Genomic DNA, 15,322 nt, shown 5'->3' with positions numbered 1-15,322 from the left:
AATGGGAGAGTACGCACTACTGTATGTCCTCTTCGCTCCGTTCGCCGGGGCCTTGGGGTTAATTTTTGTGTCAAATCGACAGCCGCTGCTTGTTCGAAGCATAGCGGCAAGCGCAGCCTTTGTGTCGCTGATCGCGTCGCTCTATATTTTTTATGCGTATGATCCAAGCACAGGCGGATTTCAGTTTGTTCAAAAGTTCGAATGGTCGAGGCAACTCGGCATTGCATTGTATCTTGGCGTCGATGGGGTCGGCACTCCTCTCGTGCTGGCCTCTTCCATTTTGCTGTTTGCCGGCATCTTCGTATCGTGGCACATCAAGGATCGTACGAAAGAGTTCTACATCTGGTTGTTGATCCTGGCGGCTGCCACGATCGGTGTGTTCATGTCCCTAGACTTGTTCTTTCTCTATTTCTTCTATGAGATGTCCGTCATCCCGATGTATTTGCTGTTGGGGATGTGGGGCAGCCACACGAAGAAGTATTTGGAAATGACCGATCCCGAAGGTCTGAAACGGCGGGACTCAGTTGGATTTCTCCTGAACTTCGGATCGAACAGCAAAGAATATGCGGCGATGAAACTCGTGCTCTTCCTGTCCGCCTTTGCCGTCGTCGCGCTCATGGGCATCTTACTCATCTATAAATACTCCGGGCTGAACACCTTCGATATCCTGGTGCTCCGGGAGCAGGCCCATCTCATGAATATTCCGGCGCTCGGCACGACGTTGGACAAGATCATCTGGGTCTTGGTGTTCTTCGGCTTTGCGTCGATCGCTCCGCTGTGGCCGTTGCACTCGTGGTCGCCGGTCGGCCATGCGGCTGCGCCGGCCGCAACCAGCATGCTTCATGCCGGTGTCCTCATGAAGCTGGGACACTTCTCCATTATGCGGGTGGCGTTTGAAATTCTCCCGGAGACGACCAGGGAACTGATGCCGATCGCCGCCGTTCTTTGCATGTTCAGCATCATCTATGGCGGTTTCGTGGCGTTTTATGCCAAAGACACCAAGTACGTGATCGGCTATTCCAGTTCCAGTCACATGGGCTATGTGTTCCTTGGGATGGCAGCCTTGAATTACATCAGCCTAAGCGGCGCGGTCATCTACATGTTCGCCCACGCCATGGCGACCGGCATGCTCTTCGCGATGGCTGGGTGGGTGTACGACCAAACCCATTCACGCGACATCCCGTCGTTGGGCGGCCTGGTGAACAAGATGCCCTTCATCTCTGCCTGTTTCATCGTGGCCTGTATGGCATCGGTCGGAATGCCCGGTACGGTGAATTTTATCGCGGAAATTATGATCATCGTCGGAAGCTGGAATAAGTATCCTCTCCAAGTGATCGTGGCCATGCTGGGCATCGTCTTAACCCTAGCGTATCTGTTCAAAATGATGCGCGGCCTTTTCTATGGTCCGATGAACCAAAAGTACAGCCATGCACACGATGCGATCTCGACGGTCGACCGCCTGCCTCTATTGATTATGATTTCGGTCAGTATCGGCTTTGGAATTTTCCCGATGCATTTATACGATGTCGTTCGTTCTGGAGTGGACCCGTTGGTCGCGAGGATTACGCGCGTGGTTCCGGTCGCGGAAACCAGTGAGGGGTTAGGGGTGAATGGGAAGTCGATGCCACTAGAAAGGACTGCTGCCCCGTTGGCTGCGCACAAGGCCATATCCGATCTACCTCAGGTCTCACGAGAGGAGCGCGAATGACGTTTTCGCTCAACATGGCCTTCTCCGATCTTCTGCTCTTACTGCCGGAGATCTTCCTAACCTCCTGGCTTTGTGTGGTGCTCATCGTCGATTTTTCGTTTCCGCGCTTTCCCAAGGAGCGACTGGCTTATCTCAGTGTCGCAGGCCTTGTGATCACACTCGGCTGTTTGGGGTGGTTTGACCTCAATCATATTTCCGGCACGCTCTTCGGCAATATGTTCGTGCTGGATCGCATGGCGATCTTTTTCAAGATCTTTATCCTGGGAGCCACGATACTCGTCATCCTCGCATCAATCGAGTATGTCAATCGTTTCACTCTTTTCAGAGGAGAGTATTATTGTCTGGTCGTCATGGCGGCACTCGGCATGATGTTCATGGCGTCCGCCAACGATCTGCTGTCCCTCTTCGTTAGCTTGGAATTCGCCACGCTTGGTTTCTATATCTTAGTGTCTTATCTCCGAGATGATTTGGCCTCGAACGAAGGCGGACTCAAATTTTTTATCCTCGGTGTCTTTGCCGCCGGCCTGCTTGCCTATGGGATCAGCCTGGTCTATGGTGAAACCGGTAAGCTGGTCTTTTCGGAAATGGCGTCCGCCCAAGCAACACCCGGCTTGGTCATCGGGTTTCTGCTGATCTTCGCCTCTCTTGGATTTAAGATCGGGGCCGTTCCATTCCACTCATGGATTCCCGATACCTATCATGGTGCTCCTACTCCTGTAACGACCTTTTTGTCGATCGCTCCAAAAGCTGCGGCGTTCGCGATCTTGCTCCGCCTTTTCCTTGTGGCGTTGGCAACGTTCAGGCCTCTATGGGTGACCCTTTTGGTGGCGGTATCCATCCTGTCGATGACCTATGGCAATATCGTGGCAATCGCGCAACGCAACATCAAACGGTTGCTCGCGTATTCGGGAATCGCCCAAGTAGGAAATGTGTTGATCGGCCTTGCGGCTGGCACCAAGATGGGAACCGATGCCATTTTGTTTTATCTTCTGGCGTACCTGTTTGCCAATATCGGCGCCTTCGCCGTCGTGATCGCAGTCAGCCAGGCTATTGGAAGAGATGAAATCGAGGATTACCGAGGCTTAAACAGACGATCGCCGTTTCTCGCGTTCGCGATGCTGCTGTTCCTTCTGTCTCTGGCCGGCGTGCCACCGCTCGCGGGGTTCATCGGCAAGCTCTATATTTTCGTGGCGGCCATCCACGAAGGGCTCTATACCTTGATCGCGGTCGGGCTGATCAACATTGTGATCTCGATGTACTATTACCTCATCATTGTGAAGCAGATGTACATCAATGAGCCGGTGGATCCCTCTCCTATCGGGATTTCTGGTCCGATGAGGGTGGTGATCTATGTCGGTTTAGCCGGGACTTTGGTGATCGGCATTTACCCCCAACCATTCACAGACTGGGTGGTCAGCGCAACCGTCATGTTTGCGACTGTTGTCGGTCCTTCGGCTACTGTGATTCCTCCAGGTTCTGCCCTAGGTGGTTAGTTTTCTGCCTCCGCAGCCCGAGTGTTCGCCTACAATTTGTTTCACAGTTTCACTGGATGGCTTCCGAATGATCATCGAAGCGTTGTGATGCAAGTCGTCCTGATCAATGGCATCACTCTCCAACCGCCCCTCACAGGCTCACCTCTTAGCAACCGGGCGAACTAAGCCCTATTTCAAGAGGGCGGCTTCCGAGCCGCCAAGAGAATGACCTTCGAGGGAGCCGGAACTCGCAAGCTCAGCGTGATTCGATACATCATTACGGAAATGGATGTGCCTGAGCGGCAAGCAGTAGGACGGCGTATAGCTGAATCTGCCCCCGAGACAAGGCACACCATCGTACTCCTCGACATCGGTGCATTGCTGCAGCCGGCCCTGCTGACATAGGTGTACTACCTCACTCTGCATGACATCACGGAACGGCGACGTGTCCCCGGTGAGCTACAGTGTCGAGGAGAGCTCTTGGAGGCCGCAAACAAGGAGCTGGAATCATTCCGCTGTTCTCTCACGACCTACGTGCCCCATTGCGTCACATCGATGGCTATGCCGCACTCCTGCGTCAATCGGTCGAGCCCTCGCTGAACGACAAAGCTGCCCGGTATTTGCAAACGATTGTTGACTCCGCAAAGCAGATGGGACAGCTGATCGATACCCTGCTGGTGCTTTCTCGTATGGGCCGACAAGTCATGCTTCACGCTACCGTCAACCTGGACCGGTGATGAGAAACATCGTCGCCGATCTGCACTTGGGCTTGCAAGGACGAGCTATATCATGGACAATCGCTGCACGACCTGAAGTGTAGGGCGATCCGGTCATGCTCCGACAGACATTCATGAACCTGATCACAAACGTCGTCAATGATCTAAAAATGCCCACAGTGAGCGGGCTCGAAGTCTTGCGTGCCATCAAGGGGGACCTCCATCTTCGTCCACTTCCAGTCGTGATGTTGCCATCATTGCGAGAAGAACTCGACCTAGCCGACGGTTGTGCCTTGGGGTCCAACGCCTACGTCGTCAAGCCCGTCGAGTCTCACAAAGTTTTGTCGGCTGTCAAGGAGCTCGGAACATTGTGTGGCATCATCAATGAACCTCCTCCTGAAAACTGCCGTTCCATCACGTGACCCTGCCATGATGACGGTGTTGCGAGTGCTGCATCTAGAGACCAACCCACAAGATACTGATCGCATCGATGAACTGTTGACTGATGCTGGACTTTCCTGTGTGATACGACGCGTAGAATCTCGCCGCACCTTTACCTCGGCTCTGACCGAAGGCCAGATAGATCTCATCCTGGCCGAGTTCTCCATGCCTGAGTTTGAGGAGGGGGCCGCCTTAGAGTTGGCCCAACAATCGGCTCCTGACGTACCGTTTATCTTTCTCTCCACAACAGCTGCTGAGACCCTGTGCATTGAGCACATGCAGCGCGGTTCGATGGATTGTATTTTCAAGGAAGGATTGGATCGTCTTGTCCCATCGGTGCGACAAGTACTGCGCGAGCGAACAGCACGGGTGGCACGAAGGCAGGCGGAGGAGGCACTTGTTCACAGCGAAATGCAAGTTCGGCAGCTACAAAAGCTTGAGGCGGTCGGCCGTCTGGCAGGAGGACTGGCACACGATTTCAATAACTTGCTGACGGTCATCATGGGCATAGTCAGGTTCTGCTCAATGAGATGGGCTCAGATCATCCGCTAAGCAATCGGGTGGAAGAAATGTAGAAGGCGGGTGATCGCTCGAGGGTTCTCATTCGCCAGGTGCTTACGTTCAGCAGAAAACAGCCTTCGGGAGCGAAGGTTCAGAGGCCGAGCGTGGATGCGCTCACAATCAAAGCCGATCCTGCGTTAGTCGAGCAGATTGCGATGAATCTGGTCGTGAACGCCCGGGATGCGATGCCGACCGGCGGCAAGCTCACGATCGAAATCGCCTCGGTAAAGCTCGACCACCGGCCTAGCTACCACGTCAATCCTATGCCGCCCGGGGAATATGTGAGGCTCTCGGTGTCCGACACCGGCTGGGGAGTGTCCTCGGAGGTCCAGGAACATATTTCCAAGCCCTTCCTTACCACCAAGGAAGAAGGAAAGGGAACGGGGCTTGGGCTGTCGACCCTGTTGGGCATCGTCACGGGAAGCGGCGGTGGATTGGATGTAATCAGCGAGAGTGGAGTGGGGGCACGTTTCGATATCTACCTCCCGCGCGTTGTAAGTGAGATCGAGGAGGTGCCGACAGAAGAGAGCGTACCGTTGCAATCGACAGAGGGTCATGAAACCATTCTTCTGGTAGAGGATGAGGAGGATGTTCGCACCCTCATTCGAGATGAACTGATGAAGCTCGGATATGGCATCGTCGAGGCAAGAAATGGCGTGGAGGCTTGTCTGGTGGCCACTCCCCATATTGGGAAGGTCAAACTGCTGCTCACGGATATCGTGATGCCGTGGATGAGTGGAACTGAGCTGGCAAGGCAGCTTCGTGTGATCAAACCGGAATTGAAGCTTCTCTTTATTTCAGGCTATACAGATGATGTGGGTGTTGAGAGCGGTGACCCGGCCAGTGCCTATCTGCCAAAGCCCTTTACACCTGAGGCTTTGGCAAGTTCCGTGCGTGAGCTGTTGGATGTGAAGCCGACAGATCTGATGAGCGTCATTCAGCAACCGGCGGCGATCGGGCAATTGCGGAGCGTCGAGCCATTCTGAACCATGAGTCGCCCTTACCGGTCTACTCGCTACGACTGAGTGTCTGCAGAGGCCGCCATGAATAGGCTCCAGTGGTTCGCAGAAGCCAAGTCTTCCCTACACGTTCTCCTACAGCTACTGAGCCTGGTGCTGTTGCCTGTTCTGTGCCCAGCTCAGGACGGTTCATGGGAGCGGCTTTCTGCTGGCGTCATGGTTTCGGTGTGGAATCCAGGCGACGCTTGTCCTACCGTGCCGAGCATGCTGGCTGTCGATATCGATCCGGAGCGGACGAAATTCTCCGTTCATCATTACGCCCAGGAAGGGTTTTCAGAACCTCTCAGGATCGACGAATGGCAGAAACGAACCGGCCATCATGTGCTCTTCAATGCGGGGTTGTTCCGTGAAAACTTTACGTATCTAGGTCTTCTCTATAAGGATGGACGCCCGTTGGGTAGCAGGCGCCACAGCTCATGGCAGGGGTTGTTTGTCGCAGAACCGTCCGCCTCTGGGTTAAAGAAGGCACGGATCCTTGATCTGGCTGCAGAGAGTTTTGACGAAGAACAGCCTCACTACCGAGAGGCAGCACAGGCATTGATGCTACTGGATCTGACCGGCAAGATTCGTGTTCGCGAGAGCGGAAAACATGCGTATCAGACGATTATCGCCGAAATGGAGACCGGACACATTCTGCTCCTGAAGAGCCTCGGAGCTGTTCGGCTATACGACATCGGTCGCTGTTTCAAGGATGCGCTTCCTGCAGTCCGTCAAGCCATGGCAATGGACGGAGGGTCCTCCTCAGCTGTCCGCATTTTGGAATCGCTGTGGGATAAAGGCCTACGGGTACAAGAGCACAACTCCTGGAAGAGTCTGTTCGGTGGAAGCACAGGTAGTCATATTCCGTTGCCCACAGTGATCGGAGCCAGTCCAAGGTAATGATCAACTCTTGGCTGAAAGCCACCGCTGCAGCGGCATGCCTAGTGGTTGGAGGCTGTGCCGCTGGCGCAAAGATCGTTCAGGAGCACGACGCGGGTGGGGTCGTGATCTATCCGTTTAAGGACGAACAAGGCCCTATGCTCTCCTCCTTGCGCAAGGATGCCCTTGACCTCATGAAGGAGAAATGCAGCGGCAGGTCCTACCGCATCGTTCGTGAGGGAGAAGCCAAAGGACGCAGGCGAATTGTAAGTCCGCTTGATGACGCGCAAGAACTGGTCGAAGAACGGCGGTGGGGGATTCAGTTCGAGTGCAAGTGAACGGATGAGCAACCCGCAAGCATAGCCTGTTGCACTAGCCCTTCTTCTCCATGCTCATAAGGTCCTGAATCGTTAAGAGACTGATGAGCTGAACTTTTTCTCTTTCCACACGCCCTTTCCCATCCTGCTCTTGACGATCCACAATGACGAATGCATGATCCACTTGAAGTCCGGCCTCCCGTGCGACCGCCATCGCCTTCAGCAACGACCCGCCGCTCGTGAGGACATCATCAACGATCAGTGCTCGATCGCCCGGATGGATGCTGCCTTCGATCAACTTTCCCAGGCCATGGTCCTTGGTCTGCTTGCGAACGACGAAAGTCCGCCAGAGGCGCTGACGCGGGGCAGCGCAGGCGAAATCGGAAATGGTCACGGCAATCGGGATGGCTCCGAGTTCGAGGCCGCCCAGACAATCAAATTCAATGTCGGTGAGCGCCTCATAGGCGAGGTGGCCGACTAGGCGACGCGCTTCTGGATGCGCCATAAGAGCGCGACAATCGACATAGAACGGGCTGATCTCACCGGACGCGAGCTTGAATCCCTTATCACGATCCCATTTGAATGCCTGGGTATCATGGAACGCTTTTGCCAATTGCTCCCGAGCCTTCACGATGACTCCTCCCCGGTTGCAGTGTTCGCTGGGTGTCGGCATTCTACATTGCCTGGGCGATGGCCGACAGATCTTTTTACCGATCCCCTTGCGGAGGTCCAGTGGAGAAGCGACGAATCTGCTCGGCTAACGTGTTGGCGACCAATTCAAGGTCAAAGGGCCAGGCATAACGAAGTATCACATCAGGATGTTTGGGCCGGAGACGGTTGAGAATTTCAGGGATCTCGATTTCCGAATGAGCACCTCCTGGAGTAAACATGGTGGTTGTTACAGTGATCTCCGTGGCCCCTTGTCCAATGAGTTGCTCCACTGCCTCCCCCAGGGTTGGAGCACAGAATTCGTTGTAAGCGAGTGCGAACAAGCTGCCATTTAGTTGGGACTGCAATCGCGCCCCGACTGCTTGAAGGCCGGATTCGTAAGGATCGGTCGACGGCGTCCGCGGCCACCGACGGATCTTCATCTCCAATGCGAGTTCTTCAACGGATGGCGGTTGTTTTACTGCGCGGCGCTGGGCTTCCAGTCGTTTGAGCGTTGTCACTAAATCTGGCGGACAATCCTTTGGGATTCCGCCATGTCCCACCAGAATCACCCCTTGCTTCTTTGTCGCCATGAATCGTCCTACACGCGATTGCGAAGCATCAGCTCTTTCGGACACGGCTCCAGGTACACTTGGTCGCGAAGATAGTCGATCTCGAACCTCCCGACGTAGTGCTTGATCAGCATCAGCGGAACGAATAGTGGGATGAGCCCTCGATGATAACTATCGATCACGTCTAATAGCTTGACCTTTTCGTGCGTCTTCAATCGTGTCTTGAGGTACCGCACAATGTGATGCAGCACATTCATCTGTTTATGGACCGTGGGGTTCACAGCCAAGCATTTCATGAATATCGCACCGTACTTCGCCGTCAACTCCTTCGGTCGATGGTGATCTGCTTGACCGATCAATCGGCCCATCGCTTCATAATGTTGTTGGCTGTGGGACAAGAGCAGATACTTGTGGATCCTGTGGAATCGTCTCAGCGCCTGCCTGGTGAGCTCATTCCCCATCAGATCTTGGAATCGACGATAACAAAATACCCGTTCCACGAAGTTCGCTCTCACCGCCGGGACGCAGAGCCGCCCTTCCTCTTCGACCGGAATCATTGGAAACTGATCCGCAAAGACCTTGGCGAAGATCCCGATTCCATTCTGACGGAACATCCCCTGTTGATCATAAATATGGACTCGTTGGACGCCGCAACTGGGCGAGTTCTGCTTGAAGACATAGCCGGAGAGCTCCAGCTTTTTCAATTCGGCAACCCGATCTTTAGCTATGTTGGCGACAGCCTCCGTGTGGTCGATCTCACTCTGGATCGTGACGAGTCGAGGACGGTGAGGTTCACCGACCAACCGCATGGCTTCACGCGGGGTGCCCAGTCCCGCCTCAACCTCAGGACAGACTGGTACCCATTCCACGTAGCGACCCAGGACATCGGTTAAAAACCGGTCCCTCTTGTGTCCTCCGTCGAAACGAACTTCGTCACCGAGGAGACACCTGCTGATACCCAAGCGGATCGAACAAGCCGTCATTCCGTCAGCTAAGGTTTGTCCATCCCCACAATATTCCTGATAGGCCTGGCGCATGATCCACGATAGTATTGGACAATCAACTTCGACGTGGCAACTATTCCGGTGCGGCTCGTCCGAGGACGTCAGATGTGGCTCATGGATCCGATTCACCACGATCCTGGCGCGCTGTTCCTATCAGGATAGTTTGCAGAGCAGTCTCCAGCGTTGGATACAGAAAGGTGTAGCCTCCCGCCATTGCTTTCGCAGGAATCACACGCTGGCCAGTGGTCATCATTGTCCCCAGCTCGCCGAGTAGCATGGTCAGGGCGACTTCCGGAACGGGAAGCCAGGATGGTCTGTGAATCAGCCGCCCCAGCACCTCACAGAACGTCTTCATCGTCACAGGCTCCGGGGACACCGCATTGATCGGACCGGAAACCGTTGCCGTGGCGAGAGCCCATTCTATCAGCCCGATGTGATCCCGTCTGTGAATCCACGAGACCCATTGGCTTCCCGGCATGATCGGACCGCCTGCAAATAATCGAAAGGGCAACAGCAGCTTGGGCAAAGCCCCGCCGTCTTGTTCGAGTACCATTCCGGTTCGTAAGATGACGACGCGCGCACCAAGCTCTCCAGCCCGAAGGGCCTCCGCTTCCCATGCGAGACAGAGATCGGCCAGGAAGCCCAGACCGCGCGCCGCTCCTTCATCCAGACGACGGTCGTCGCTTGCGCCGTAATACCCGATTCCGGACGCGCTCATGAATGTGAGGGGTTTCGTAGATCGGCGGGACAAGGCTCTGACCAATAAGCGAGTGGTAAGCACTCGACTGTCTGTGATGAGTTGTTTGCGCGAGTCCGTCCAGCGTGCGTCGGCAATGGGGGCACCGGCGAGATTAATGACCGCATCTGCTCCTTCAAATGCCTGCTCCCAGGGTCCCGAGTCTCGTGCGTTCCATTGTAACGACTGCACCTGTACGTCGGGCTGATGCGAAACCTGTCCCGTGTGTCTCGTCAGAATGGTGACTCTGTGGCCTCTTTGGCATAGCGCGGCACACAATGCCCGGCCAACGAATCCTGTTCCTCCGGTTACCACTATGTTCATAGGTCTATTTTTTGAGCCACCGACCTGGCTGGTCCGGCGAGTGCATGTACGGAGCCTTCATTTGACCTGCGTGGAACTCGGCCGGCGATGCGTCTCGGACTATCAAAGGAATGGGGAACTTGTCGAAGCCATCCCTGCGATTCATGGACCGCAAGGTCCGAAAATGATCTCATCTGCGTAATCCGTCAAGTAGGCGTATTGCTCGACGACCATCAGTTCTACACATAACACCGGGCGCCACTCAGTAATCATCCTGCTTGATCGGCCCGCGAACGCACCAAACCGGATAAGTATATAGCTTAGTAAAACTGAGCACGTTGCCGAGGAATGCGTCCACGTACCGTGCATATGATGGTTGATTGGCTTCTGGAACGACCGTCCAGTAGGACGTTGGCTGGATGTTCACGAATGGATGCCCTGGCGGGATATTGGGGATCGGGGAGTCTACTGCCGGCCCCACGAGACTTCGCATTTCAGCCGGCGCCGGTAGCCGCCAGCCTCGCTGACCGCCCGTGGCTCGGGTAAGGCATGTGGCACGCGCTTCGTTCCATGTCACAGATGTTGTTATTGGGGAGAGCTCCCAGATGAGGCTTGTATCCTTATCGAGAACTGCCTCGTTCTTGAAGTCGGCCAAAATGACGAATCGCTGGGCCGCTGGATGCGCTTGTTGCCAATTCTTGATGATGGTGGCGATCACCTCTTCTCTTCCCTGCGTGTGAGACCTGATCTGGGTGTATGCCAGCAAGCAGAACGCACCTATTACAACCAGCGTGACGACGATTGCGCGCGACCTTGCCACCGGAGGTAGTCTCATACTGCTCCCGACCATCAAGTGCATCCTACGCTTCGTGATGGAGGAGGAGCAACCTTTCTAGAGTCGAACTTGTCGCGCCAGGCGAAAACACGTATCAGGTGATGAAAAGTAGAGGAATAGGGGAAATGGTGAGATCTGGTAATTGTAAACCACGGAAAAGACAAAGATTACAGGCTGACGATCGAGTGAGTTATCGATTGGCATTCGCATATCGATTTGAGGTACTATCAAGGAGCGTTCAAAGAGAGAGATTTGGAGAAGTAGGTATCAGATCAACACTGATAAGAGTAGGCGCGCGATTTTTCAATAAGCCTTAAGCTAAAGGGAGGTCACACTATGGCAAGCGATCGAGGGTATGACATTTCGCAGTGGTACGATTCGAAGCCGTGGAAGATCGGGTGGGCGGCGATGCTGATGATGGGCATCTTTTGGGTCCTGTATCAACGGGCGTTTGGGTACTCGCACGGGTTGGATTCGATGACCCCGGAATTCGACTCCGTGTGGATGGGACTGTGGCGGTTTAACATCGTGGCGAACGCCTTGTTCTTTGCGGTGTCGGTGGGATGGATCTGGACCACCCGGGACCGCAATCTGGCCAATCTGGACCCCAAGCTGGAGTTGAAGCGGTATTTTTATTGGATGGGCTGGCTGGCCTGTTACATCTGGGGCGTGTACTACGCGGGCAGCTACACGTTGGAGCAGGATGCGGCGTGGCATCAAGTGATCATCCGAGACACGAGCTTCACGGCGAGCCACATTGTAGCGTTCTACGGGACGTTCCCGCTGTACATCACGTGCGGCGTGTCGAGCTATCTGTATGCGCAGACGCGGCTCCCGTTGTACAACCAGGCGACCTCGTTTGCGCTGGTGGCGGCGGTGGTGGGGCCGATGTTCATTCTGCCGAACGTGGGGTTGAACGAGTGGGGCCATGCGTTCTGGTTCGTGGATGAGCTGTTCTCGGCGCCGTTGCACTGGGGCTTTGTGACGTTGGGTTGGTGCGGGTTGTTTGGGGCGGCCGGTGGGGTGGCGGCGCAGATCGTGAGCCGGATGTCGAATCTGGCGGACGTGATCTGGAACAACGCGCCGAAGAGCATCCTGGATCCGTTCCCCAGCCAGGTGAATCCCAACGCCAAGGGGGCGGGGTACTAAGCTGTATCTGGAGTAGTAGAGTTTCATGGAGCGGCCCGGAACACCATGAACGGGGTTCCGGGCCGAACTATTTTGAAGGAGAAATTTTCACTCGGAGACTGTTCCCTTGCACCAATCAATTCTGCCTGCCCAGAACAGCCAACTATCTGTTCAACGGCATGGATCAAAAGAATTGATACCAGGAAGGAGGAGTCATATGCCCGGCGAACGCACCTGTCCGACTTGCAACTCCGAGAAGGCACAGCAGATCAGCGATATCCTTCGTCAAACGCCGCCTAGGGAGGCCTTGGGGCAGCTGCCGACTTCGTATCACCCTCCCAAGGCCCCCTGGGCTTATCTTCAGGGGTTTTTCCTCGGTATACCGGTGAATGTGGCGGTGATGCTAAGTCTGGCATCCCCGCAGGGGTCGGAATCCGAGATGGCAATAGCAGACTTAGCCTCCTCTATCGCCTTTCTAGGGGTGTGGGTGGGGTATGGAGCCGTGAAGACCAAGAACTATACTCAAAAGCTCAATGAATGGAAGGACACGATCGCGTCGAAGTTTCTGTGCCGGAAATGCAGTCATGCGTTTGAAGGGTAGAGTCCTCGCAGGGGTAAGTGCTCAGATCTGATCTGCTCGTAATGGAGTTAGCTCCTCATCGCGAAACAAGATAGATATCGACGGCCCGCAGCCGCGAGGTGAGGTGGTCTCCTTGATGGTTAGAAATGATGGTGTCCCCAACGGGATTTGAACCCGTGTTACTGCCTTGAAAGGGCAATGTCCTAGGCCAGGCTAGACGATGGGGACGTGATAATTATGGGTAAGAAAGCAGTGCCACTCATACCACACTCGTAACTGGCCTGTCACTAGGATAGGTTGACCCAAAGTGCAAGGTCCGAATCCGGGAGAGCCGATTGTCACGCGTGGACTTCCAGCTTAAGTATGTGGTGAGAGGATGAGAGGAGATGGTCTAGCGCGTACCTCTAAAGAACGGCAACTCTGCGTCCATTGCAGCAAGAGTATGATGTGTTTGGTCTTTTGCTGAGAGTATAGGTTGCCTGACCGGCCAGAGAATTCCCAAAGCCGGATCATTCCACAAGATACCGCGATCATCTTTGGGGGAATAATAGGCGGTGCACTTATATAAGAAGCACGCGCTATCGCTCGTGACGCAAAAGCCATGAGCACATCCGGGAGGAACATACATCTGCTGAAGGCTCTTCCCGGATAGTTCGACTCCATACCATTTACCGAATGTCGGCGACCCTTTGCGGATATCAACGACGACGTCGTAGACAGTCCCCTCAAGGGCCATGACGAGTTTCCCCTGAGCCTGAGGTTCTTGGAAGTGCAGGCCACGCACCGTGTTTCGTATCGATTTCGAAAAATTGTCTTGAACGAAACGCTCAGCGATGCCGGCTTCTCGGTAACGACGGTCATGGTATGTTTCCGCGAAACAGCCTCGATGATCGGACATGACAGAAGGCTCAAGCAAGAGTACGCCAGGGATGTCTATGGTCGTTACTCGCACTGTATTCCCTTTTACGGAGCGGGGTCGGAACCACCGGGAGGTTGATGAGAAGGATCGACGACGTTCGGGCTGTCCGGATATAATTGTCCCAATCGATCGATCAAGGGGAGGGCTTCAGGTGTGCTGTTCATGCGAGGGTCACTCACCGGATGGTCCCACACCAAGGTGGTAATGTTGGCCTCGTGGAGGAGAGATCGGATCGTAGAAGCACAGGCCTCGAGCGTGAGCTCCGTCCCTCCCCGGAGGTCAAGAACCCGTTCTTTAGGGTTCGTAGGTGGTGGCTCGGTATGAATGAGTGCCCAGCAACGATCGAAGATCGTTTGTCGGAGATCTTTGGACACATTGATCGTCGTGAGATCTGCTGTGCAGAGCGCCGACACGAAGAGAACGAACTGGAGGTCGGGCATTCCGGGATTATGAACATCGAGAGTTGGCATGGCCTCCATTATCGGAAGAGATGACCGGTGAGTCAACAGTCGCACAGCCGAGACAGGCAAATCGTTCGTACGCATGAGGAATGACGGAGATGATAACCATCGTTTTGACCGGACAACTGCAAACCGTGGATGGCGAGTGTGATCTGGCCTGCGACATTGATCGATCGATGTCCGTTCGTCAATTGATCCAACGACAAGGCATTCAGCTTCGACATCTGCTGCAACTGTTGAGAGAGAAGAAAGTGCTTGTGACCATCAATAAGAAGATCGCCAGCGAAGACTCGCTCGTTCACGATGGGGACGCGATTCGTCTGATCGGACACGATGGGATGGGGGGGAGCGGACTTGGCCCGTCGGCCCCGTAAATGCCCGGACATGTGAAGAGGGGACGAGATTTCGATGCAATCTCGCCCCCTCTTGTATGTTCTAAATGGAGCGGATGAGTCCACACTGCCATGGATCAGGCGATACGGTGGTGCAGGGGATAGGATTCGCCTTACTTCTTGCCGAGGATTGAGTCCTTGGCAGCTTTAGCGACACGAAACTTGACTACTCGCTTTGCCGGGATCTTGATTTCCTCACCGGTCTGCGGATTGCGGCCGATGCGCGCCTTGCGGTTAGCGAGCTTGAGTTTGCCGATTCCAGGCACCGTGAAAACGTTCTTGGCCTCACGATAGGCCAGGGCTGCCAGATCATCAAGAATCTGTACCGCTCCTTTTTTCGTGATGCCGGCTTTTCCGGCGAGGTAATCTGCGATCTGCGATTTCGTCATTGATTTGGCCATTCGTGAACCTCCTTGAGGGTAAGGGATTATAATAAGTCGATATGCGACGTGACGCGCCTGGTTGAAACACATCCCGGCTAGTGGGCCGCCCATGCGCGCGCTTCTACCCACATCGTGAAAACCCGCGAGAGTGTAGCCAAGAGTCCGAAGACTGTCAACGAGAAAAACGCGCGTCTGTCATGGAGAAATGCACACACAGCCTCTTGCGGTTCAAGCAAATGGAAGGGTAGAGTAGAGCAGGATGGACCTTC

The 15,322-nt window shown here is 54.7% G+C and carries 20 protein-coding genes and 1 tRNA gene; 12 read left to right on the top strand and 9 right to left on the bottom strand.

The genetic code is table 11. From position 1 onward, the window contains the following. The first annotated feature begins 1 nt into the window (after nucleotide 1). The 9 genes from P0119_01055 (at nucleotide 2) to P0119_01015 (ending at nucleotide 7,113) form a co-directional block, all read left to right on the top strand. A complete protein-coding gene (locus P0119_01055; GenBank protein ID MDF0664638.1) occupies nucleotides 2-1,708 on the top strand; it encodes an NADH-quinone oxidoreductase subunit M in 1,707 nt (568 codons plus the stop codon). Further along, nucleotides 1,705-3,201, top strand: a complete 1,497-nt coding sequence (locus P0119_01050) for an NADH-quinone oxidoreductase subunit N (protein MDF0664637.1) — start codon at nucleotides 1,705-1,707, stop codon at nucleotides 3,199-3,201. The genes P0119_01055 and P0119_01050 overlap by 4 nt, the downstream gene beginning before the upstream one ends. Nucleotides 3,202-3,405: 204 nt before the next feature. Further along, entirely contained in the window at nucleotides 3,406-3,585 is a 180-nt protein-coding gene (locus P0119_01045) for a hypothetical protein (protein ID MDF0664636.1), read from the top strand. Between the two features lie 59 nt (nucleotides 3,586-3,644). Further along, nucleotides 3,645-3,917, top strand: a complete 273-nt coding sequence (locus P0119_01040) for a histidine kinase dimerization/phospho-acceptor domain-containing protein (protein ID MDF0664635.1) — start codon at nucleotides 3,645-3,647, stop codon at nucleotides 3,915-3,917. A 113-nt stretch (nucleotides 3,918-4,030) separates the two neighbouring features. Continuing rightward, a complete protein-coding gene (locus tag P0119_01035) occupies nucleotides 4,031-4,318 on the top strand; it encodes a response regulator (GenBank protein MDF0664634.1) in 288 nt (95 codons plus the stop codon). A gap of 7 nt (nucleotides 4,319-4,325) precedes the next feature. Then, entirely contained in the window at nucleotides 4,326-4,889 is a 564-nt protein-coding gene (locus P0119_01030; protein ID MDF0664633.1) for a response regulator, read from the top strand. A gap of 113 nt (nucleotides 4,890-5,002) precedes the next feature. After that, nucleotides 5,003-5,884, top strand: a complete 882-nt coding sequence (locus P0119_01025; GenBank protein ID MDF0664632.1) for a response regulator — start codon at nucleotides 5,003-5,005, stop codon at nucleotides 5,882-5,884. Nucleotides 5,885-5,941: 57 nt separating this feature from the next. Further along, nucleotides 5,942-6,796, top strand: coding sequence for a hypothetical protein (locus P0119_01020; protein MDF0664631.1), 855 nt, complete (start codon nucleotides 5,942-5,944; stop codon nucleotides 6,794-6,796). Further along, nucleotides 6,796-7,113: a hypothetical protein gene (locus tag P0119_01015; protein MDF0664630.1), complete on the top strand. Its 318-nt coding sequence runs from the start codon at nucleotides 6,796-6,798 to the stop codon at nucleotides 7,111-7,113. Before P0119_01020 ends, P0119_01015 begins: the two co-directional genes overlap by 1 nt. Nucleotides 7,114-7,147: 34 nt before the next feature. Here P0119_01015 and pyrE read toward each other — a convergent pair whose 3' ends face one another. From pyrE to P0119_00990, 5 genes are all read right to left on the bottom strand, one after another. Further along, on the bottom strand, nucleotides 7,148-7,723 hold the full coding sequence (gene pyrE, locus P0119_01010) for an orotate phosphoribosyltransferase (protein ID MDF0664629.1): 576 nt from the start codon (nucleotides 7,721-7,723) through the stop codon (nucleotides 7,148-7,150). 76 nt (nucleotides 7,724-7,799) lie between these two features. Then, the gene (locus tag P0119_01005; GenBank protein ID MDF0664628.1) at nucleotides 7,800-8,333 is read right to left on the bottom strand and encodes a CbiX/SirB N-terminal domain-containing protein; all 534 of its coding nucleotides are present in this window, start codon (nucleotides 8,331-8,333) and stop codon (nucleotides 7,800-7,802) included. 8 nt (nucleotides 8,334-8,341) lie between these two features. Continuing rightward, nucleotides 8,342-9,349: a DUF523 and DUF1722 domain-containing protein gene (locus P0119_01000; GenBank protein ID MDF0664627.1), complete on the bottom strand. Its 1,008-nt coding sequence runs from the start codon at nucleotides 9,347-9,349 to the stop codon at nucleotides 8,342-8,344. 79 nt (nucleotides 9,350-9,428) lie between these two features. Continuing rightward, nucleotides 9,429-10,376, bottom strand: a complete 948-nt coding sequence (locus tag P0119_00995; protein ID MDF0664626.1) for a TIGR01777 family oxidoreductase — start codon at nucleotides 10,374-10,376, stop codon at nucleotides 9,429-9,431. A gap of 241 nt (nucleotides 10,377-10,617) precedes the next feature. Next, entirely contained in the window at nucleotides 10,618-11,190 is a 573-nt protein-coding gene (locus P0119_00990) for a DUF1566 domain-containing protein (GenBank protein MDF0664625.1), read from the bottom strand. A 336-nt stretch (nucleotides 11,191-11,526) separates the two neighbouring features. Between P0119_00990 and P0119_00985 the strand changes: the two genes are divergently transcribed. Together P0119_00985 and P0119_00980 are read left to right on the top strand one after the other, a co-directional pair. Beyond that, nucleotides 11,527-12,339, top strand: a complete 813-nt coding sequence (locus P0119_00985) for a methane monooxygenase/ammonia monooxygenase subunit C (GenBank protein MDF0664624.1) — start codon at nucleotides 11,527-11,529, stop codon at nucleotides 12,337-12,339. A gap of 196 nt (nucleotides 12,340-12,535) precedes the next feature. Then, nucleotides 12,536-12,919 (top strand): hypothetical protein, encoded by a 384-nt coding sequence (locus tag P0119_00980; protein ID MDF0664623.1) that lies wholly within the window; start codon nucleotides 12,536-12,538, stop codon nucleotides 12,917-12,919. 129 nt (nucleotides 12,920-13,048) lie between these two features. Here the strand turns inward: P0119_00980 and P0119_00975 are convergent. The 3 genes from P0119_00975 to P0119_00965 form a co-directional block, all read right to left on the bottom strand. Then, a tRNA-Glu gene (locus P0119_00975) sits at nucleotides 13,049-13,126 on the bottom strand. 163 nt (nucleotides 13,127-13,289) lie between these two features. Next, entirely contained in the window at nucleotides 13,290-13,850 is a 561-nt protein-coding gene (gene rfbC, locus P0119_00970; GenBank protein MDF0664622.1) for a dTDP-4-dehydrorhamnose 3,5-epimerase, read from the bottom strand. A gap of 11 nt (nucleotides 13,851-13,861) precedes the next feature. After that, a complete protein-coding gene (locus P0119_00965; GenBank protein MDF0664621.1) occupies nucleotides 13,862-14,287 on the bottom strand; it encodes a hypothetical protein in 426 nt (141 codons plus the stop codon). Nucleotides 14,288-14,376: 89 nt separating this feature from the next. On the opposite strand from P0119_00965, the gene P0119_00960 reads away from it, so the two are divergent. After that, nucleotides 14,377-14,652 carry a hypothetical protein gene (locus P0119_00960; protein MDF0664620.1) on the top strand — a complete coding sequence of 92 codons (276 nt, stop codon included), beginning with the start codon at nucleotides 14,377-14,379 and terminating at the stop codon, nucleotides 14,650-14,652. A 131-nt stretch (nucleotides 14,653-14,783) separates the two neighbouring features. Here the strand turns inward: P0119_00960 and P0119_00955 are convergent, their stop codons facing one another. After that, entirely contained in the window at nucleotides 14,784-15,071 is a 288-nt protein-coding gene (locus P0119_00955; GenBank protein MDF0664619.1) for an HU family DNA-binding protein, read from the bottom strand. Between the last annotated feature and the right edge of the window lie 251 nt (nucleotides 15,072-15,322).

Source organism: Nitrospira sp. (assembly GCA_029194665.1).
In the GTDB taxonomy this organism is placed as follows: domain Bacteria; phylum Nitrospirota; class Nitrospiria; order Nitrospirales; family Nitrospiraceae; genus Nitrospira_D.
The sequence above is the reverse complement of the archived record's forward strand: the minus strand, read 5'-3'. Positions and strand labels throughout refer to the sequence as shown.

What these genes read in the sequence shown, in the direction of transcription:
- P0119_01035 (MDF0664634.1), top strand. Translation starts at nt 4,031, where the DNA reads ATGAACCTGATCACAAACGTCGTCAATGATCTAAAAATGCCCACAGTG.
- P0119_00960 (MDF0664620.1), top strand. Translation starts at nt 14,377, where the DNA reads ATGATAACCATCGTTTTGACCGGACAACTGCAAACCGTGGATGGCGAG.
- P0119_00980 (MDF0664623.1), top strand. Translation starts at nt 12,536, where the DNA reads ATGCCCGGCGAACGCACCTGTCCGACTTGCAACTCCGAGAAGGCACAG.
- P0119_00955 (MDF0664619.1), bottom strand. Translation starts at nt 15,071, where the DNA reads ATGGCCAAATCAATGACGAAATCGCAGATCGCAGATTACCTCGCCGGA.
- P0119_01000 (MDF0664627.1), bottom strand. Translation starts at nt 9,349, where the DNA reads ATGCGCCAGGCCTATCAGGAATATTGTGGGGATGGACAAACCTTAGCT.
- P0119_01015 (MDF0664630.1), top strand. Translation starts at nt 6,796, where the DNA reads ATGATCAACTCTTGGCTGAAAGCCACCGCTGCAGCGGCATGCCTAGTG.
- P0119_01050 (MDF0664637.1), top strand. Translation starts at nt 1,705, where the DNA reads ATGACGTTTTCGCTCAACATGGCCTTCTCCGATCTTCTGCTCTTACTG.
- P0119_00985 (MDF0664624.1), top strand. Translation starts at nt 11,527, where the DNA reads ATGGCAAGCGATCGAGGGTATGACATTTCGCAGTGGTACGATTCGAAG.
- P0119_01005 (MDF0664628.1), bottom strand. Translation starts at nt 8,333, where the DNA reads ATGGCGACAAAGAAGCAAGGGGTGATTCTGGTGGGACATGGCGGAATC.
- P0119_00965 (MDF0664621.1), bottom strand. Translation starts at nt 14,287, where the DNA reads ATGCCAACTCTCGATGTTCATAATCCCGGAATGCCCGACCTCCAGTTC.
- P0119_01030 (MDF0664633.1), top strand. Translation starts at nt 4,326, where the DNA reads ATGATGACGGTGTTGCGAGTGCTGCATCTAGAGACCAACCCACAAGAT.
- P0119_01055 (MDF0664638.1), top strand. Translation starts at nt 2, where the DNA reads ATGGGAGAGTACGCACTACTGTATGTCCTCTTCGCTCCGTTCGCCGGG.
- P0119_00990 (MDF0664625.1), bottom strand. Translation starts at nt 11,190, where the DNA reads ATGAGACTACCTCCGGTGGCAAGGTCGCGCGCAATCGTCGTCACGCTG.
- P0119_01045 (MDF0664636.1), top strand. Translation starts at nt 3,406, where the DNA reads ATGACCTTCGAGGGAGCCGGAACTCGCAAGCTCAGCGTGATTCGATAC.
- P0119_01020 (MDF0664631.1), top strand. Translation starts at nt 5,942, where the DNA reads ATGAATAGGCTCCAGTGGTTCGCAGAAGCCAAGTCTTCCCTACACGTT.
- P0119_00995 (MDF0664626.1), bottom strand. Translation starts at nt 10,376, where the DNA reads ATGAACATAGTGGTAACCGGAGGAACAGGATTCGTTGGCCGGGCATTG.